We start from the raw sequence: 15,937 nt of genomic DNA on the forward strand, positions 1-15,937 counted from the left end.
CGTCTGAGCGACGAACGAGCGGCTGGGGCCGCTGCGACGACGCGCGTCGGTTGCCCATGGGCGCCCGGCCGGCGCGTGTGTCGGACGTTCGCGCGCGTGCCGCTCGTGAAGGTTGCCCCCGCCCGTCGAACGCGGCGCCGGATGGGGGAATATATGAAGTCCAATGTCGTTTCGCGGGCCGCCTTGGCCCTTTCGCTCGCCTTTGCATCGCCGGCTCTGGCCGATGAAGGAGAGGGTGACAGCATCGTCGTCACCGGCACCAGCCTGGAAGAGACGCTGCCGCAGCAACTGTCGCGCTATGGCCATGCGATCGAGATCGTCACCGACACGCAGATCCGCGATGCCGCCGCGATCGACACCGCCCGCGCGCTCGAAGCGGTGCCGGGCCTGTTCATCCGGTCGCAGTCCGGGCCGTTCAGCTATGTCGACATCGCGCTGCAGGGATCGCGCACCAAGGATGTGCTGTGGACGATGGACGGCATCCGCCTCAACAACCGCCTCTATGGCGGCACGTCGCCCAATGACACCATGGCCGCCAGCATGATCGAGCGGATCGAGGTGCTGAAAGGCGGCGAAAGCCTGTTCTACGGCACCCAGGCGGCGGCCGGCGTGATCAATGTCGTCACCCGCGATTTCAGCGACGATCTGGGCGGCCAGGTCAATGCCAGCCTCGACAGCTTTGCCGGCACCAGCCTGGATGGCTATCTGCGCGGCGCGATTGGCCAGCATCGCTTCGTGGTCTGGGCCAATCGCAGCCAGTCGGAGGGCTATCGCCCCTATGATGTGATGCAGCCCAGCGCCACCGATCGCGCGCGCGGCTATGATCTCTGGTCGGCGGGCATCAAATATCAATATGATATCGCGCCGGACCTGCGCCTCAACGCCCTCTACCAGCATACCAAGGCCGATCTCGACAATATCAGCGCGACCCGGACCAAGGAAAGCCGCAACGACCGCAATGAGGAAATCGCCAGCCTGCGCCTCGACTATACTGGCGAGGATGGCGTCCAATTCTTCCTCAAGGGCTATTTCCACGACTGGAAGACCGCCTATGTCCAGATCCGCAATCCCATTCCAGCCGGCCCGCCGCAGGTCATCTATCCGGCCGGCACCTTCTGGGGCTATCAGGATTATGGTGGCAGCGCGGTGGTGCAGCTCAACATGCTGCGCGGCATCGACACGCTGATCGGCTATGATTTCCAGAGCTTCAATGGCCGCGACGACGTCCTGCTGATCGCGCCGACCGACGAACAGGTCCATGCCGGCATCTTCCAGCTGCGTACCAATGACGAATTGTCGAGCAAGGCGCGGATCGCGGCGGGCCTGCGCTACAACAAGGCGAAGGGATCGGAAAAGACGATCTGGAACGTCTCGGGTCGCTATGATGTCAGCGACACGCTGTTCGTGGAGGCCAATGGCGGCACCTCCTTCGTGCTGCCCGACGCCTCGCAGCTTTATGGCAATGATCCCTGCTGTGAGGTCGGCAACCCGAACCTGAAGCCCGAGGAAAGCCTGAACCTCAACGCCGCGCTGGGCGGTGCGCTGGCCGGCGGTGCGATCCGCTGGAAAGCGACCTATTTCAACCGGCGCATCACCGACCTGATCGACACGACCTATGATGATCCGGCCTTTCCGGAAGGCACCTATATCAACGTCAGCGACAAGGTGCGGGCCAAGGGCGCCGAGCTGGAGTTGAATGCGGACCTGAGCGGCGGCTGGGGTCTGTCTGCCAGCTACACATATTCGCGTGTTCGCAATCAGGGCAGTTCGGTGCAGCGCGATCGCAACCCGGAACAATATGGTCGCGCCGCGATCGTCTATGCGCCGCAGACCGGCCGCTTCGGCGCCAATCTGTCGGCCAATTGGGTGGGCGATGTCTGGTCGACCGCATCGGGTTTTGGCCGGATGAACTATGGCAATTATGCCGTGGTCGATGCGGGCGCGCATCTGTGGCTGGATCAGGCGCGGCGCAACCGGTTCGGCATCAATGTCGAGAATCTGTTCGACCGCGACTACGCCTCCACCGGCTATCGTTCGGCGGTCAGCGATGCAGGAGTACTGGACGGCAGCAACAGCCGCTTCCTCTACTTCTACCGGGGCGTGCCGCGCACGCTGCGGGTCAGCTATGGTCTGAGCTTCTGACCATGTTGCGGCCGGTCCTGCTGCTGCATCGCTGGCTGGGCATCATCATCGGCGCTGTCATGACGCTGTGGTGCCTGTCCGGCTTCGTGATGCTCTATGTCGACTATCCGCGCCTGACACCGGCCGCGCAGCTTGGGGGGCTCACGCCCCTCACGCTGTCGCCGGGGCAGGCGGGGACATTGCCCGACACCATGATGCTGTCCGCCGCCCGGATCGAGATGATGGCGGGGCGGCCCGTATTGCGGGTGACGCCCGCGCTCGATCCGACGCGCACCATCCCGCAGATGCGGGTCTCCGCCGGCACCCATGACTGGGCGTCGGGGAAACCGGTCGAGCAGGTCGATCCGCAAAATATCCACAGGGTCGCGCGCGAATTCGGCCGCAACAGCGCCATTGCCGGCCCGATCGGGCAGGTCGCGCAGACGGAGATGGACCAGTGGACGGTCCAGACCTTCCGCCGCAATGCGCCGCTCTACCGCGTCGATTATGCCGATGCCGCCGGCACGCAGGCCTATGTCTCGGGCAGGAGCGGGGAAGTGGTGCAACTGACCACCCGCTTCCAGCGCTTCTGGGGCTGGCTCGGGGCGGTGCCGCATTGGCTCTATCCCACGATCCTGCGGCAGGATGGCGCGCTGTGGAGCCAGGTCGTCATCTGCACCTCGCTGATCGGCTGCTTCCTGACGGTCACCGGCCTGTGGGTCGGCATCGCCCGGCTGCGCCGCCGCCGCGATGGCAGCATCGGATCGCCTTATCGCGGCCTGTGGTGGTGGCATCATATGGCCGGACTGTTCTTCGGCATCCTCACCTTGACCTGGGTGGCGAGCGGGCTGCTGTCGATGAACCCCTGGGGGCTGCTCGACAGCGAGGCGATGATGACGGAGCGCCAGCGGCTGAACGGCGACTTCGCCTGGGGCGACGTGCGCCGGGCGATCGCGGCGCTGTCCGCCTTGCCGCAGGGAAGCGTCCGGCTGGAGGTGGTGCCCGTTGCCGGTGCCGTTCATCTGGTGGCGATCGATCGGGCGGGCAAGGCGCAGCGCTTCGACGCTGCCGGACGATCCGCTGCTTTGTCCGAAGCGGGCCTGCGCGCGGCGCTCCAGGATGGACCGTCGATCGGCTCGATCGTCCTGCTGCGCCAGGAGGACGCTTATTATTATGGCCACAAGGCCAGCGTCGCCCTGCCGGTGTGGCGTGTCATCCTGGCCGATGACCCCCGCGTCCGGCCGTCTGATCCGCGCCTTCGACCGCAATGGCCGCGCCTTCCGCTGGCTGCAGGACGGGCTGCACCGGCTCGACTTCCCGCTGCTGCGCACCCGTCCCTGGTGGGATCTGATCGTCCTGCCGCTGCTCGCCATGGTCACGCTCGTTTGCGGGACGGGGACATGGATGGGCCTTTCCAAGCTGCGGCGTGATCTGCGCCGCGTCCGCAATCGCCGTCGGCGCGCTCGCGCCCTACGGCCCCTGATCGGAGAAACCGCATGACTGCCCCCCCATTGCAGGCGTCGCTTCGGCGACGCAGCGTGCCGCTGATCGCGGCGCTCGTCCTTGCCAATCTGGCCGTCTGGGGCTGGGCCTTCGCCCTGTTCGGCGACCGACCGGTGATGATGGGCACGGCCCTGCTCGCCTGGGGCCTGGGCCTGCGCCATGCGGTCGATGCCGATCATATCGCCGCGATCGACAATGTGACGCGCAAGCTGATGCAGGATGGGCAGCGGCCGCTGACCGTGGGCCTGTGGTTCGCGATCGGCCATAGCGCGATCGTGCTGATCGCCGCGCTGGGCCTTGCCTATGCGGTCAGTGCGCTCGCCGGGCTGGAGCGGTTCCGCGCCGCCGGCGGCGTGGTGGCGACGCTGATTTCCGCCACCTTCCTGTTCGCCATCGCGATCATGAACCTGGTGATCCTGCGCCAGGTCTGGGCGACGTTCCGCCGGGTGCAGGCGGGCGGCACCTATGTCGAGGCGGATCTCGACATGCTGACCGGCGGGCGCGGGCCGCTGTCGCGCCTGTTCCGTCCGGTCTTCCGCCTGATCTCGCGCCCCTGGCAGATGGCGCCGCTCGGCTTCCTCTTTGGCCTCGGCTTCGACACCGCGACCGAAGTGGCGATCCTGGGCCTTTCCGCCGCGCAGGCGAGCGACGGCTTTGCGCTCGGCCCGGTGCTGGTCCTGCCCTTGCTGTTCGCGGCGGGCATGGCGCTGGTCGATACGGTCGACGGCATGCTGATGATGGGCGCCTATCAATGGGCGTTCGTGAAGCCGCTGCGCAAGCTCTACTACAACATCGTCATCACCGCCCTGTCGGCGGCGGTGGCGATCGGCATCGGCACGATCGAGACGCTGGCGCTGCTAGGCGACAAGCTGGGGCTCTCCGGCGGCATCTGGGATGTCGCCGCCACGCTGGGCGAGCATTTCAACGATCTGGGCTTCGCGATCATCGGCCTGTTCATCGCCTGCTGGATCGCCAGCGCGCTCTTCTATCGCTGGAAGGGCTATGACGCGATCGAACTGACCCCGGCCGGCGAGGTGCGGGCTTAGCCTATTCCGTTCGGGCTGAGCTTCGGTTTCGCTCAGCCCGAACGGCAGTTTTTACCCCTCGCGCGCGACCTGGAAGCCGGCGAAGGACTGGCTCACCGGCATCAGTTCCAGCGTGTTGATGTTGAGATGCGCGGGCTGGTTCGCGACCCAGAGCAGGGTGGCGGCGATGTCGTCCGCGGTCATCGGATTGGCATTGCCATAAAGCGTGTCGGACGCCTGCTGGCTGCCGGTGCGGACCAGGGTGAATTCGGTCTCCACCATCCCCGGCTCGATCGATGTGACGCGCACGCCGGTGCCGTGCAGGTCCGACCGCAGGCCGAGCGAGAATTGGCGCACGAACGCCTTGGTGCCGCCATAGACATTGCCGCCGGTGTAGGGATAGGTCGCCGCGACCGAACTCAGATTGATGATTCCGCCCTTGCGCGCGACCAGACCGGGCAACAGCTTGTGGGTGACGGTGACGAGGCCGGTGATGTTGGTCTCGATCATCTGCTGCCACTGGGCGAGGTCGGCCGACTGGGCCGGCGCAGTGCCGAGCGCCAGGCCGGCATTGTTGACCAGCAAGTCGATCGCGCGGAAGGCTTCGAGCAGGCTGGCCAGCGCCGCATCGATCGCGGCTTCGTCGCGCATGTCGAACACCAGCGGGCAGAAGGCGTCACCGATTTCGGCGGCCAGCTTTTCCAGCCGATCGGCGCGGCGGCCGGTGCCGATCACCTGCCAGCCATCGGCGGCAAAGGCGCGGACGGCGGCTTCGCCGATGCCGGCGGTCGCGCCGGTGATGAGGACGGTCTTGGTCATGTCGGTCTCCTATCCGCTGTTGGCGGTCGCCTTAGAGCCTGTTTGAAAAATCGCGAAAGAGCGATTTTTCGTTACGGTTCCAGCCCGCTCCCCCGCCCAACCACCCGACAGGATGACACTGGATCGGGTGGTTGGGCGGGGGAGTGGGCTGGAACCGGCTTTCTAAAACAGTCTCTTAGCGAGATCAGGCCGCCCCGCCCAGCGCCTTCACCAGCGCGACGCTGGCGCGCATCCGCTGGGTCTGGGCGATCAGCACCGCGCGCTGGGCGTCGAGCGCATCGGTCTGGGCCGTCACCACCTCCAGATAGTCCGACGCGCCGTCGCGATAGCGGGTCAGTGCCAGATCGCTGGTGCGCTGGGCAGCATCGGCGGCGCTGCGCTGATGGCCAATCTGGTCGGACAGGTGATGATTGGCGGCGACCGCATCCTCGACCTGGCGGAAGGCGGTCAGCACCGTGTCGCGATAGCCGGCAGCCAGTTCCTCATATTCGGCGCGCGACATCTTCACCTGCGCGCGGCGCTTGCCGCCGTCGAACAGGTTGAGCAGCGCCGATGCCGGGCCCAGGCCCCAGAAGCTGTTGGGGGTGGAAAACAGGTCGCCATGGGTGGTTTCCCACCCGCCGGTCAGGCCCAGCGTCAGCGTCGGGAAGAAGGCGGCCTTGGCCACGCCGATCCGCGCATTGGCGGCGAACATGCGCCGTTCGGCCGCCGCGATGTCGGGCCGACGCTCCAGCAGTTGCGAGGGGGCGCCGGTCGGCACGTCCGGCGCGGCAAGTGGCTGGGTACGGGCGGCGATGCTGAAGTCCGACGCGATCGCGCCGACCAGCGCGGCGATCTCATGCTCGGTCGCGGCGCGTTCATTGGCGATGGCGGAGATGTCCGCCTTCGCATTGTCCAGCACCGTCTTGGCGCGATTGACGTCGATGCCCGACGACACGCCGCCCTTGTGGCGCCGGTCGGTCAGGTCATAGGCCTTGCCGAACGCTTCGACCGTCTGGTGCAGCAATTCCGCCTGTGCATCCAGCCCGCGCAGCCGCGCATAGGCGTCGGCGACGGCGGCCTGCAGGCTGAGCCGGGCGGAGGCGAGGTCGGCATTGCTGGCGTCGGCATCGGCCCGCGCCGCCTTCACGCTGTTGCGGATGCGGCCCCACAGGTCGAGTTCATAGTCGAGGCTGCCGCCCACCACATAGTCATTATAGGTGACGGCGCTGCCATTGCCCTGAAAGCGGTTGCCCGACACGCGGCGGCGGCCGGCATCGGCGCCCGCGCTCACCTGCGGGAACAGGTCGGCATTTTCCACCCGCGCGGCGGCGCGCGCCTGGTCATAGCGGGCCAGCGCAGCCGCCAAAGTCGGGCTGGCCTGCTCGGCGCGGGTTTCCAGGTCATTGAGGACGGGATCGTTGAACGCCTCCCACCAATTGCCGCGCGGCGTCGCGTCGGCCGGCTGGGCGGCGGTCCAGCCCGCCACTTCCTTATATTCGGCCGGGGCGCTGGTCTGGGGCGGCTGATAGGCCGGCGCCATCGAACAGCCGGCCAGCAAGGCAGCTGCCAATGTCACGCCCGCGCCGCCGATCCGGCGGTCAGCGCGCATGCGTCGCGCCCTTTCCGCCGGCGGGCGCCGACGCCTGCACCTTCACCGTGTCGCCGGTGCGGATCGCGTCCGGCGGGGTGTCGACGATCCGGTCATTGGGGCTGAGGCCACTGGCGATCTGCACCGTGGCGCCCTCGTCACGGGCGATGGCGACCGGCTTCATGGTGATGCGATTGTCAGCACCCACCACGGCGACGCTCGGGCCGTTGTTGCTGTAGAGGATCGCGCTGCCCGGCAGGGTCATGCCATTGCCCTGGCCGGCACCGACCTTGAAGCTGACCTGGGCGAAGGCGCCGGGCTTCAATGCGCCGTCGGGATTTTCCGCCTGCAACTGGACCAGCACCGCGCCGGACTGCGCATCGACCGCGCCCGAGCTGCTCGTCAGGGTCGCGTTGAAGCTGCGGCCGGGATATTCGGGCAGGGTCAGGGTCGCGCCCATGCCCGGCCGGACCGAGGCCGAATAGCCCTGCGGCACGCGGACATAGATGCGCATGCGATGGATGTCGGACACGGTGAAGAGCGGCTGGGCGGCGGCATTGCCGGATACCACCAGCGCGCCGATCTGGGCCGATCGGCTGGTGACGACGCCATCGAACGGCGCGGCGAGGCGGGTGAAGCCCTGCTGGGCCTTCAGCCGCTTGACATTGGCGAGCGCCGCGTTGGAGACGGCGGTGCGGGCGGCAAGATCGCCGGCCTTCTCGTCGGCTTCCTGGCGCGAGACGGCGTCCTGCGCCAGCATCGCGCTCCAGCGCTTCGAGGTGGTTTCGGCGAGGCGCTGGTTGGCCAGCGCGGTCTGATAATCAGCCTGGGCGGCGGCGACCTGCTGGTCGAGATCGGGCGCGTCGAGGATCGCGAGCGGCTGGCCCGCGCGCACCCGGTCGCCGATATCGGCCAGCCAGCGGCGGACATAGCCATTGGTGCGGGCATAGATGGCGGCGCTGTTATAGGCCTGCACATTGCCGGGCAGGACCAGGTCGTTGCCCTCGCCATTCATCGTCGGCTTCACCACCGCGACGGTCGGCACCGATGCGTCGGCGGCGGTTTCGCGCAGCTCGTTGGTGGCGCTGATGCGCGAGGCGACGCCCACGCCGACCACGGCGAGCGCGACCACCGCCGCGCCGATGCCGATCTTCTTCAGCGTGCCGCTGTCGGGGCCGGCCTGCTCGGGATTTTCGATGCTGTTATGGTCAGACATGGCTCGGCTGCATTTCCATGTTGTTGGCCTTCGCCGCCTTGCGGCTATGGACGAAGGCGAAGACGGTGGGGACGAAGAAGAGGGTGGCGATGGTGGCGCAGATCAGGCCACCGACGACGGCGCGGCCGAGCGGGGCGTTCTGTTCGCCGCCTTCGCCCAGGCCCAGGGCCATCGGACCCATGCCGATGATCATGGCGAGCGCGGTCATCAGCACCGGGCGGAAGCGGACCATGCCGGCTTCCAGAGCGGCCTTGGTCGCGTCGCCCAGTTCGGCGAGCCGTTCGCGGGCGAAGCTGACGACCAGGATCGAGTTGGCGGTCGCCACGCCCATGCACATGATCGCGCCGGTCAGTGCCGGCACCGACAAAGTGGTGCCGGTCATGAACAGCATCCAGATGATGCCGGCCAGCGCCGCGGGCAGGGCGGTGATGATGACGAACGGGTCGACCCAGCTCTGGAAGTTGACGACGATCAGCAGGTAGATGAGCACGATCGCGCCGGCGAGGCCGAAGCCAAGGCCCGAGAAGGCGGTGTTCATCGTCGCATATTGGCCGCGAATGGTGATGGTCGAACCCTTGGGCTCCTCCGCCTTCAGCGACTTGATCGCCCGATCGATATCGCCCGCCACCGCGCCCAGGTCACGGCCCTGGGTGGTGGCGAAGATGTCGAGCACCGGCGCGATATTATAGTGCGACACGACCGGCACGGTGTTGGAGCGGACGATGGTGGCCAGGCCGCCCAGCGGCTGCACCGCACTGGCGCCCGCACCCGACACCGGGACGTTGGACAGGTCGCTCATCGATCCGACCAGATATTCGGGCGCCTGCGCGACGACCGGATATTGGACGCCGTTCTGCGGGTTCACGAAGAAGACCGGTGCGGTCTGCGAGGTGCCGGCCAGCGAGCTGGCAAGGCTGGTGGTCACGTCCCGTTCGGTCAGGCCATATTGGCCGACGCGCGAGCGATCGACATCGACGTCCAGCTGCGGCGCACGGCCGGGCTGCTGGATGCGGGCGTCGGCCAGGCCCGGAATGGTCGTGATCTTCGCGAGCAGCTTCTGCGCATAGGCGCGGTTCGCCTCCGCATCCTTGCCCGCGATCTGGATGTCGATCGGCGCGGGCGCGCCGAAGTTCAGGATCTGGCTGGTGATGTCGGCGGGCAGGAAGGCGAAGGTCGTGCCGGGGAAGCGGCGCGGCAGTTCACGGCGCAGCTGCGAGACGAACTCGTCGGTCGGGCGATGGCCCTTGTTAAGCGCGATCAGCATGTCGCCGTCCTGCGGACCGATGGTGCCGCTATTGTTGTAGACGGTGTTGATGGAGCTGACCGGCAGGCCGATATTGTCGGTGATCGATCCCAGCTGGTCGGCCGGGATGATCTTGCGCACTTCGCGTCCGATCTGGTCGAAGCGGGCGGCCGTATCCTCGATCCGGGCGCCGACCGGCACGCGGATATGCATGGCGATCTGGCCGGAATCGACCGACGGGAAGAAGTTGCTGCCCAGGAACGGCAGCAGGCCGAAGGACAGGACGACGACCGCCATGAAGCCGATCAGGAAGGGCTTGCGGGCGCTGAGGGCGCGGTGAAGCATCCCGACATAGGAGGTGCGGACTTTCTCGAACCGATATTCGAAGCCGCGCTGGAAGCGGACGAACGGGTTCCTGGACGTCGCGGTGCCGGCCAGATGCTCGTCCTCGTCACCGACATGGTGGGGCTTGAGCAGATACATCGCCATGGTCGGCACCAGCGTGCGCGACAGGATGAAGGACGCGATCATCGCGAACACCACCGACAGCGCCATCGGCACGAACAGGAAGCCGGCGACGCCGGGCAGGAAGAACATCGGCACGAACACGATGCAGATGCAGAGCAGCGAGACGAAGGCCGGCGTCACGATCTGTGCCGCGCCGTCCAGGATCGCCTCGATCACGCCCTTGCCCTGTTCCAGGTGCCAGTTGATATTCTCGATCGTTACCGTCGCGTCGTCGACCAGGATGCCGACCGCCAAAGCGAGGCCGCCCAGCGTCATGACGTTGAGGGTCTGGCCGAACATCGCCAGCGCCGCGATCGCCGCCAGGATGGCGAGCGGGATCGACAGCGCAATGATGACGGTCGAGCGCCAGCTGCCCAGGAACAGCAGGATCATCAGCGAGGTGAGCGCTGCGGCGATCGCGCCTTCATGGATGACGCCCTCGACCGCGGCCTTCACGAACAGCGACTGATCGCCGATCGGCAGGATCTTGAGCGTGTCGGGCAGGGTAGCCGAAATCTTCGGCAGCGCCTGCTTCACCCCGTCGACGATGGCGAGGGTGGAGGTGCTGCCGTTTTTCAGCACGGTCAGCAGGGCCGAACGGCTGCCTTCCACATGGACGATATTCTGCTGCGGCCCGGCACCGTCGCGGACATAGGCGACGTCGCGCATGTAGATGGTCGCGCCGTTCACCACCTTGACCGGCAGGTCGTTGAGCGCGGCGATCGATTCCGGCGCGTTGTTCAGGCGGACGCTATATTGGGTCGCGCCGATCTTGACGAAGCCGGCCGGGTTGATCTGGTTCTGCGCGGCGATGGCGTTGCCGACATCCTGCGCTGACAGGCCCTTGGACTGGAGCGCCAGCGGGTTGAGATCGATCTGTACCTGACGCTGCTTGCCGCCCGAGGGGAAGGGCATGGCGAGGCCGGGGATGGTCACCAGCTGCGGCCGGATCTGGTTCTGGCCAAGGTCGAACAATTGCTGTTCCGACAGGCCCTTGCCCGACAGCGCGAGCTGCAGGATCGGCACTGTCGATGCGCTGTAGTTCAGGATCAGCGGCGGGGTGACGCCCGGCGGCATCTGGCGCAGCACGGTCTGCGAGATCGACGTCACCTGCGCGGTGGCGGTGCGGATGTCGGCGCCGGGCTGGAAATAGATCTTGATGACGCCAATGCCCTGCAGCGACTGGCTTTCGATATGCTCGATGTCGTTGACCGTGGTGGTCAGCACGCGCTCATAGGGGCCGACGATGCGGCCCGACATGTCCTCGGGCGACAGGCCGGCATATTGGAAGGCGACCGCGATCACCGGGATGCGGATATTGGGGAACATGTCGACCGGGGTGCGCGCGGCGGACAGGATGCCCACGATCGCGATCAGGATCGCCATGACAATGAAGGTCAGCGGGCGATGCAGGGCAACCTTGACGATACCGATCATTCACGACTCCCGGCGCATCTCCCGGCGGAACGATGCCGGGGTGCGAAAATTTGGCGCCTCTCCAGAAGGAATGCCCTTATTTTACGGGTTCTGCAGCCGGGTTGCCAGAGCGGCATGGCGGCATGAGCCTATGAACGGCATTCATGAATGTGACGGCAATCCGCTGGTCGGCCGCAATATGGCACGCGCAGCGGGATCGGGGGCGAATCCGCGCACAATGCCATGGGACGATGAGGACCACCGCCACATCCGCGATGGGCCATGCGCCCTTGGACATTCTGCGTCTAATATATAATATGGCATAATCGATATTTCTAACGAATGAATCAATGGATCTCCGCCATCTCCGCTATTTCCTGACTGTTGCCGAGGAAATGCATTTCGGCCGGGCTGCGCTGCGCCTGGGCATATCGCAACCGCCGCTCAGCCAGCAGATCCGGGCGCTGGAGGAGGAACTGGGCGTGCGCCTGTTCGACCGCACCAGCCGCCGTGTTCGCCTGACCGAAGCGGGCCGGCTGTTCGAGCCGGAGGCGCGGGCGACATTGGTGCAGGCGGATCGCGCCAGCCAGACCGCGCGCCGGGCGCAGCGTGGCGAGATCGGCCATCTGGGTCTGGGCTTCACCGCGTCCGGCCCGTTCGTGCCGCAGATCGCCAGCGCCCTCTATCGCTTTCGCCAGACCTATCCGCAGGTCGAACTCATCCTGCGCGAACAGGGGCGCGACGAGCAGATCGAGAATGTGCGCAACCATCAGCTCGACATCGGTCTGGTGCGCGATTTCCTGCCGCCGGTCCTGCCCGAGGACATGGTGTCGCACTGTCTGTTGACCGAGGATATGCTGCTCGCATTGCGCGACGATCATCCGCTGGCATTGCGCAAAGAAGATCCCAGCATCACCGATCTCGCCGGCGAACCGCTGGTCCTCTATGGCGCGCCCAATGGGGCGGGCTTTACCGAGCATTTCTTCGCCCAGTGCGAGGCGGCGGGGTTCGTGCCGCGGATCGCGCATGAGGCGCGCAGCCTGGCGACCTTGCTGGGGCTCGTTTCCGCCGGGTTCGGCCCGACCGTGATCGCGCGGTCGATGGCGCGGCTGCATGTCGACAATGTCGTCAACCGCCGCTTCACCTCGCCCGTCACCAGTTCGCTATGGATGATCCACCATCGCACTCTGTCGCCCCCGGCCGAGGCGTTTCGCGCGACCGTGCTGAAGGACAGCCCGGCGCGCTGACACGGCTCAGGGCGTCGGGGTGGCACCATCCTGCGCGAACCAGGGTTCGTCCAGCCTGGCGGGCGTCGGCCAGATTTCGTCCAGCGTGGCGGGATCGTAAAGCCGGCCATTCTTCATCACCGCGCCGATCTTCTGCGCATTGGCGATATCGGCCAGCGGATCGGCGTCCAGGATCAGCAGGTCGGCAAACTTGCCCGGCGCCAGGCTGCCGACATCGTCGCTATGGCCGATCACCTCGGCCGACCCGATCGTCGCGGCCTTCAGCGCCTCCATCGGCGTCGCGCCGCCAGCGGCAAAGGCCTGCAACTCCCACTGATAGCCCAGCCCCTGAATCTCGCCATGGCTGCCAAGGCCGACCAGCCCGCCAGCGCGCTGGATCTGCACCGCGTCTGCCGCGATCTGCTGCCAGCTCTGCGCCTCGGGTGGCATCCAGTGGCGGTTGCGCAGCTTGTCGCTGACGATGCCGGCCGGCACGAAATGGGTCCATTTCGCGTCGTCCTGCGGCCGCTTGTTGATGATGAAGTCGAACAGCGCCGGGGTGGTGCCATAGGCGACCAGGATGGTCGGCGTATAGCTGGTGCGGCTCTGCGCGAACAGGCGGACGATATCCTCGCGCAGCGGCGACACCGGGATGCTGTGCTCATTGCCGGAAAAGCCATCGATCGCGTGGGTCAGGTTCAGCACCATGTCGCTCGCACCCTCGGTCGTGGGCATCATGCCTAGCTCGGCCGCTGCCTCGACCATATATTGGCGCTGGGCCCGGTCGCCGATCATGTAGCTCTTGATGTTCCGGGTGCGATAATGGTCGCGATAGCGGGTGAGGACATCGACCGCATCCTGCTTGCTGTGGATTTCCGCATTCACGAACACGCCCGGCCCGGTCGACCAGGCGCGCGGCCCCCGCATCATGCCGGCATCGATCATGTCCTGATAGGCGAAGATGTCGGTGGTGAAGGGCTGCGGGTCGAGCGCGGAGGTGACACCGAAGGCGAGGTTGGCGGCAAAGTCCCAATGGCCGCGCTCCTGGATGCCGCGCCGTATCTCGAACCAGTGGGCATGGGTGTCGACGAAGCCGGGAACGATGAACTTGCCGCCGACATCGCGGATCGTCGCGCCCTGCGGCACGGCGACCGATCCGCTGGCGCCGACCGCGACGATGCGATTGTCGGTGATGACGATGTCGGCATTGCGGATCACATCCAGCCTGCCGGCCATCGGCATGACGGTCGCGCCGCGCAGCACGACGCTGCCGCGGGGCACATCGCGCGGCAGCTCGACCGGCAGGGCGAAGCTCTGCGCTGCCGTCTCGGCCGTGCCCGGTGCAGCGGACAGCGCCTGATCGGTCGGCAACCGGCGGAAGGTCGATCCGACCGACCAGGTGACGGTCGCGCCCTTGTCGGCCCAGTCGATGAAATCGGCGCCGACCCGTGTCAGCTTGCGTCGCGCCACCGCCGGCGTGTCGAGATTGACGGTCGCCGGCTCGCCGCCATTGGCCGGCGGGATATCGACCAGATAGGCCTGGCTGAACGACTTGATGAGCGCGCGGCTGCCATCCGGGCTGATCCGCACATCCTCGACCGGCGCCGGGCCGGGGAAATATTGGCCCAGCCCATGGGCCAGCACGCGCAGCAGCGGCTGCGGATCACCCCCCGCCAGCGGAACCGAGGACAGGCCGCCCGCGCCATAGAAATAGAGGGTGTCACTTTCGCTGCCGAACTGCGGCTGGCGCGCGCCCATAGCATGGGCGATCAGCCGCGTCGCGCCGCCGCCGGCGGGCATGTGAATGATGTCGGTCGGGCGCGCGGGATCGATCTCCGACGCGGTGCGCAGCCGGTCATGTTGGTTCGCGCGCAACGCCACCACGCCCTTGCCGTCGGGGGTGAAGACGGGCTGGCTGTAATAGGCCGGGAACTGGGTCAGCCGGCGCGGCGTGCCGCCCGTCGCCGGGATCGTCCAGACATGCCCGCCCTCCTTGGCGGTCCAGCTGACATAGGCGATGCTCTTGCCATCGGGCGACCAGCTCGGCTGGAAGGCATCGGCCGCGACAATGCGTTTGGGTGTCATGTTCGCTGTCAGCTTCTGGACATAGAGGCCGCCCAAAGCGGTGAAGGCAACGCTGCCGCCATCGGGCGACTGGCGCGGCGCCTGCACCACGCGGACGCGCACCGGCCCGGTCTCTTCCGTCTGCCGCACGCGGGTCAGCGGGCCGAGGCCCAGTTGCACCGGCGCGGTGAAGGGGATGTCGCTGATCTTGCCCGATGCGATGTCGAGCCGCCTGATCCCGCCGCCGACGCTCATCAGCATCGCCTTGTCGCCCGGCATGAAGCTGAAGCGCGGCAGCAGGTCGGCATAATAGCCGCCATCCTGCCCGTCCCGATCGATCGGGAAGGCGATCCATTTGTCCTCGCCGGTCTCCAGATTGCGCAGGCGCAGGCCGTCCTTCTGACCCCCATTAGCGGTGCTTCGGCTGGCATAGGCGAGCAGCTTGCCATCATGCGACAGCGCCGGGCGCATCGCGCCGCCGGCCGACTGGATGATCGTCTCGTCCTGCCCGGTCTTGAGGTCGCGGCGCGCGATCGACCAGTTGGGCAGGTCATTCTCGGTCCAGGTATGGCCGCGCTTGGTCGCATAATAGAGAGTGCGGCCATCGGGCGTCGCGACCGCGCCCATGGCGTTCATCTTCGCGTCCCAATTGTCGGGCGATCCTGCCTTGGTGATCTGGATGCCACTGCCGCCGTCACGGTCATACATGAACAGCTCGAACGCCAGGATCGAATGGACCGTGCGCGAGACATAGACAGAGCGGCCATCGGGCGACCAGGCCGGCGAGGAATAGATGGCGAGCGACTGGTCCTGCGACAGCTGCTTGAGGCCAGTGCCATCGACATTGGCGATCCAGAGATTGGTGACGCCCGACCGGTCGGAGAGGAAGGCAAACTGCTTGCCGTCGGGCGAGAAGACCGGATTGCGCTCGAACGCCATGCCGGTCAGCAGCGGTCGCGCCGTGCCCCCGCCTGCGTCCAGCGCATAGATGTCGCCCAGCAGGTCGAACAGGATCGTCCGGCCATCGGGCGACATGTCCGGCTGCATCCACGTCGCCTCATGCGCGTCATAGCGCAGCGTCCGGGTGGGCGTCAGGCTTAGCCCGCTCTTGTCCTGCGCCAGCGCGGGATGGGCACAAAGCAGGGACGCACCCAGCAGCAGGGAGGCAAGAGAACGCATTGCGGCCTTTCGGTCAGGGGCTAGGAAGGCAGATAGGGAACGGGGCCG

The 15,937-nt window shown here is 66.8% G+C and carries 8 protein-coding genes and 1 pseudogene; 4 read left to right on the forward strand and 5 right to left on the reverse strand.

The window, feature by feature from the left end; translation table 11 throughout:
* The first annotated feature begins 153 nt into the window (after positions 1-153).
* From BRX37_RS02055 to BRX37_RS02065, 3 genes and pseudogenes are all read left to right on the forward strand, one after another.
* Positions 154-2,142 carry a TonB-dependent receptor plug domain-containing protein gene (locus tag BRX37_RS02055; protein WP_125985323.1) on the forward strand — a complete coding sequence of 663 codons (1,989 nt, stop codon included), beginning with the start codon at positions 154-156 and terminating at the stop codon, positions 2,140-2,142.
* A gap of 2 nt (positions 2,143-2,144) precedes the next feature.
* Positions 2,145-3,621 (forward strand): annotated as a pseudogene (locus BRX37_RS02060) (PepSY domain-containing protein).
* Positions 3,618-4,670, forward strand: coding sequence for a HoxN/HupN/NixA family nickel/cobalt transporter (locus tag BRX37_RS02065; RefSeq protein WP_125985324.1), 1,053 nt, complete (start codon positions 3,618-3,620; stop codon positions 4,668-4,670). Before BRX37_RS02060 ends, BRX37_RS02065 begins: the two are co-directional and overlap by 4 nt.
* A gap of 51 nt (positions 4,671-4,721) precedes the next feature.
* Here the strand turns inward: BRX37_RS02065 and BRX37_RS02070 are convergent, their stop codons facing one another.
* The 4 genes from BRX37_RS02070 to BRX37_RS02085 all read right to left on the reverse strand — a co-directional run bounded on the left by BRX37_RS02070 (position 4,722) and on the right by BRX37_RS02085 (position 11,441).
* Entirely contained in the window at positions 4,722-5,468 is a 747-nt protein-coding gene (locus tag BRX37_RS02070) for an SDR family NAD(P)-dependent oxidoreductase (RefSeq protein WP_125985325.1), read from the reverse strand.
* Between the two features lie 184 nt (positions 5,469-5,652).
* The gene (locus BRX37_RS02075; protein WP_125985326.1) at positions 5,653-7,059 is read right to left on the reverse strand and encodes an efflux transporter outer membrane subunit; all 1,407 of its coding nucleotides are present in this window, start codon (positions 7,057-7,059) and stop codon (positions 5,653-5,655) included.
* Positions 7,049-8,254 (reverse strand): efflux RND transporter periplasmic adaptor subunit, encoded by a 1,206-nt coding sequence (locus BRX37_RS02080; RefSeq protein ID WP_125985327.1) that lies wholly within the window; start codon positions 8,252-8,254, stop codon positions 7,049-7,051. Before BRX37_RS02080 ends, BRX37_RS02075 begins: the two co-directional genes overlap by 11 nt.
* Positions 8,247-11,441, reverse strand: coding sequence for an efflux RND transporter permease subunit (locus BRX37_RS02085; protein ID WP_125985328.1), 3,195 nt, complete (start codon positions 11,439-11,441; stop codon positions 8,247-8,249). The genes BRX37_RS02080 and BRX37_RS02085 overlap by 8 nt, the downstream gene beginning before the upstream one ends.
* 329 nt (positions 11,442-11,770) lie before the next feature.
* Between BRX37_RS02085 and BRX37_RS02090 the strand changes: the two genes are divergently transcribed.
* The gene (locus tag BRX37_RS02090) at positions 11,771-12,667 is read left to right on the forward strand and encodes a LysR substrate-binding domain-containing protein (protein ID WP_125985329.1); all 897 of its coding nucleotides are present in this window, start codon (positions 11,771-11,773) and stop codon (positions 12,665-12,667) included.
* Between the two features lie 6 nt (positions 12,668-12,673).
* On the opposite strand, the gene BRX37_RS02095 is transcribed toward BRX37_RS02090, so the two are convergent.
* A complete protein-coding gene (locus BRX37_RS02095; protein WP_125985330.1) occupies positions 12,674-15,889 on the reverse strand; it encodes an amidohydrolase family protein in 3,216 nt (1,071 codons plus the stop codon).
* Positions 15,890-15,937 lie beyond the last annotated feature (48 nt).

Origin of the sequence: Sphingomonas sp. S-NIH.Pt3_0716 (assembly GCF_003950715.1) — a bacterium.
Lineage (GTDB): Bacteria > Pseudomonadota > Alphaproteobacteria > Sphingomonadales > Sphingomonadaceae > Sphingobium > Sphingobium yanoikuyae_A.

What these genes read in the sequence shown, in the direction of transcription:
- BRX37_RS02090 (WP_125985329.1), top strand. Translation starts at nt 11,771, where the DNA reads ATGGATCTCCGCCATCTCCGCTATTTCCTGACTGTTGCCGAGGAAATG.
- BRX37_RS02075 (WP_125985326.1), bottom strand. Translation starts at nt 7,059, where the DNA reads ATGCGCGCTGACCGCCGGATCGGCGGCGCGGGCGTGACATTGGCAGCT.
- BRX37_RS02065 (WP_125985324.1), top strand. Translation starts at nt 3,618, where the DNA reads ATGACTGCCCCCCCATTGCAGGCGTCGCTTCGGCGACGCAGCGTGCCG.
- BRX37_RS02055 (WP_125985323.1), top strand. Translation starts at nt 154, where the DNA reads ATGAAGTCCAATGTCGTTTCGCGGGCCGCCTTGGCCCTTTCGCTCGCC.
- BRX37_RS02085 (WP_125985328.1), bottom strand. Translation starts at nt 11,441, where the DNA reads ATGATCGGTATCGTCAAGGTTGCCCTGCATCGCCCGCTGACCTTCATT.
- BRX37_RS02080 (WP_125985327.1), bottom strand. Translation starts at nt 8,254, where the DNA reads ATGTCTGACCATAACAGCATCGAAAATCCCGAGCAGGCCGGCCCCGAC.
- BRX37_RS02095 (WP_125985330.1), bottom strand. Translation starts at nt 15,889, where the DNA reads ATGCGTTCTCTTGCCTCCCTGCTGCTGGGTGCGTCCCTGCTTTGTGCC.
- BRX37_RS02070 (WP_125985325.1), bottom strand. Translation starts at nt 5,468, where the DNA reads ATGACCAAGACCGTCCTCATCACCGGCGCGACCGCCGGCATCGGCGAA.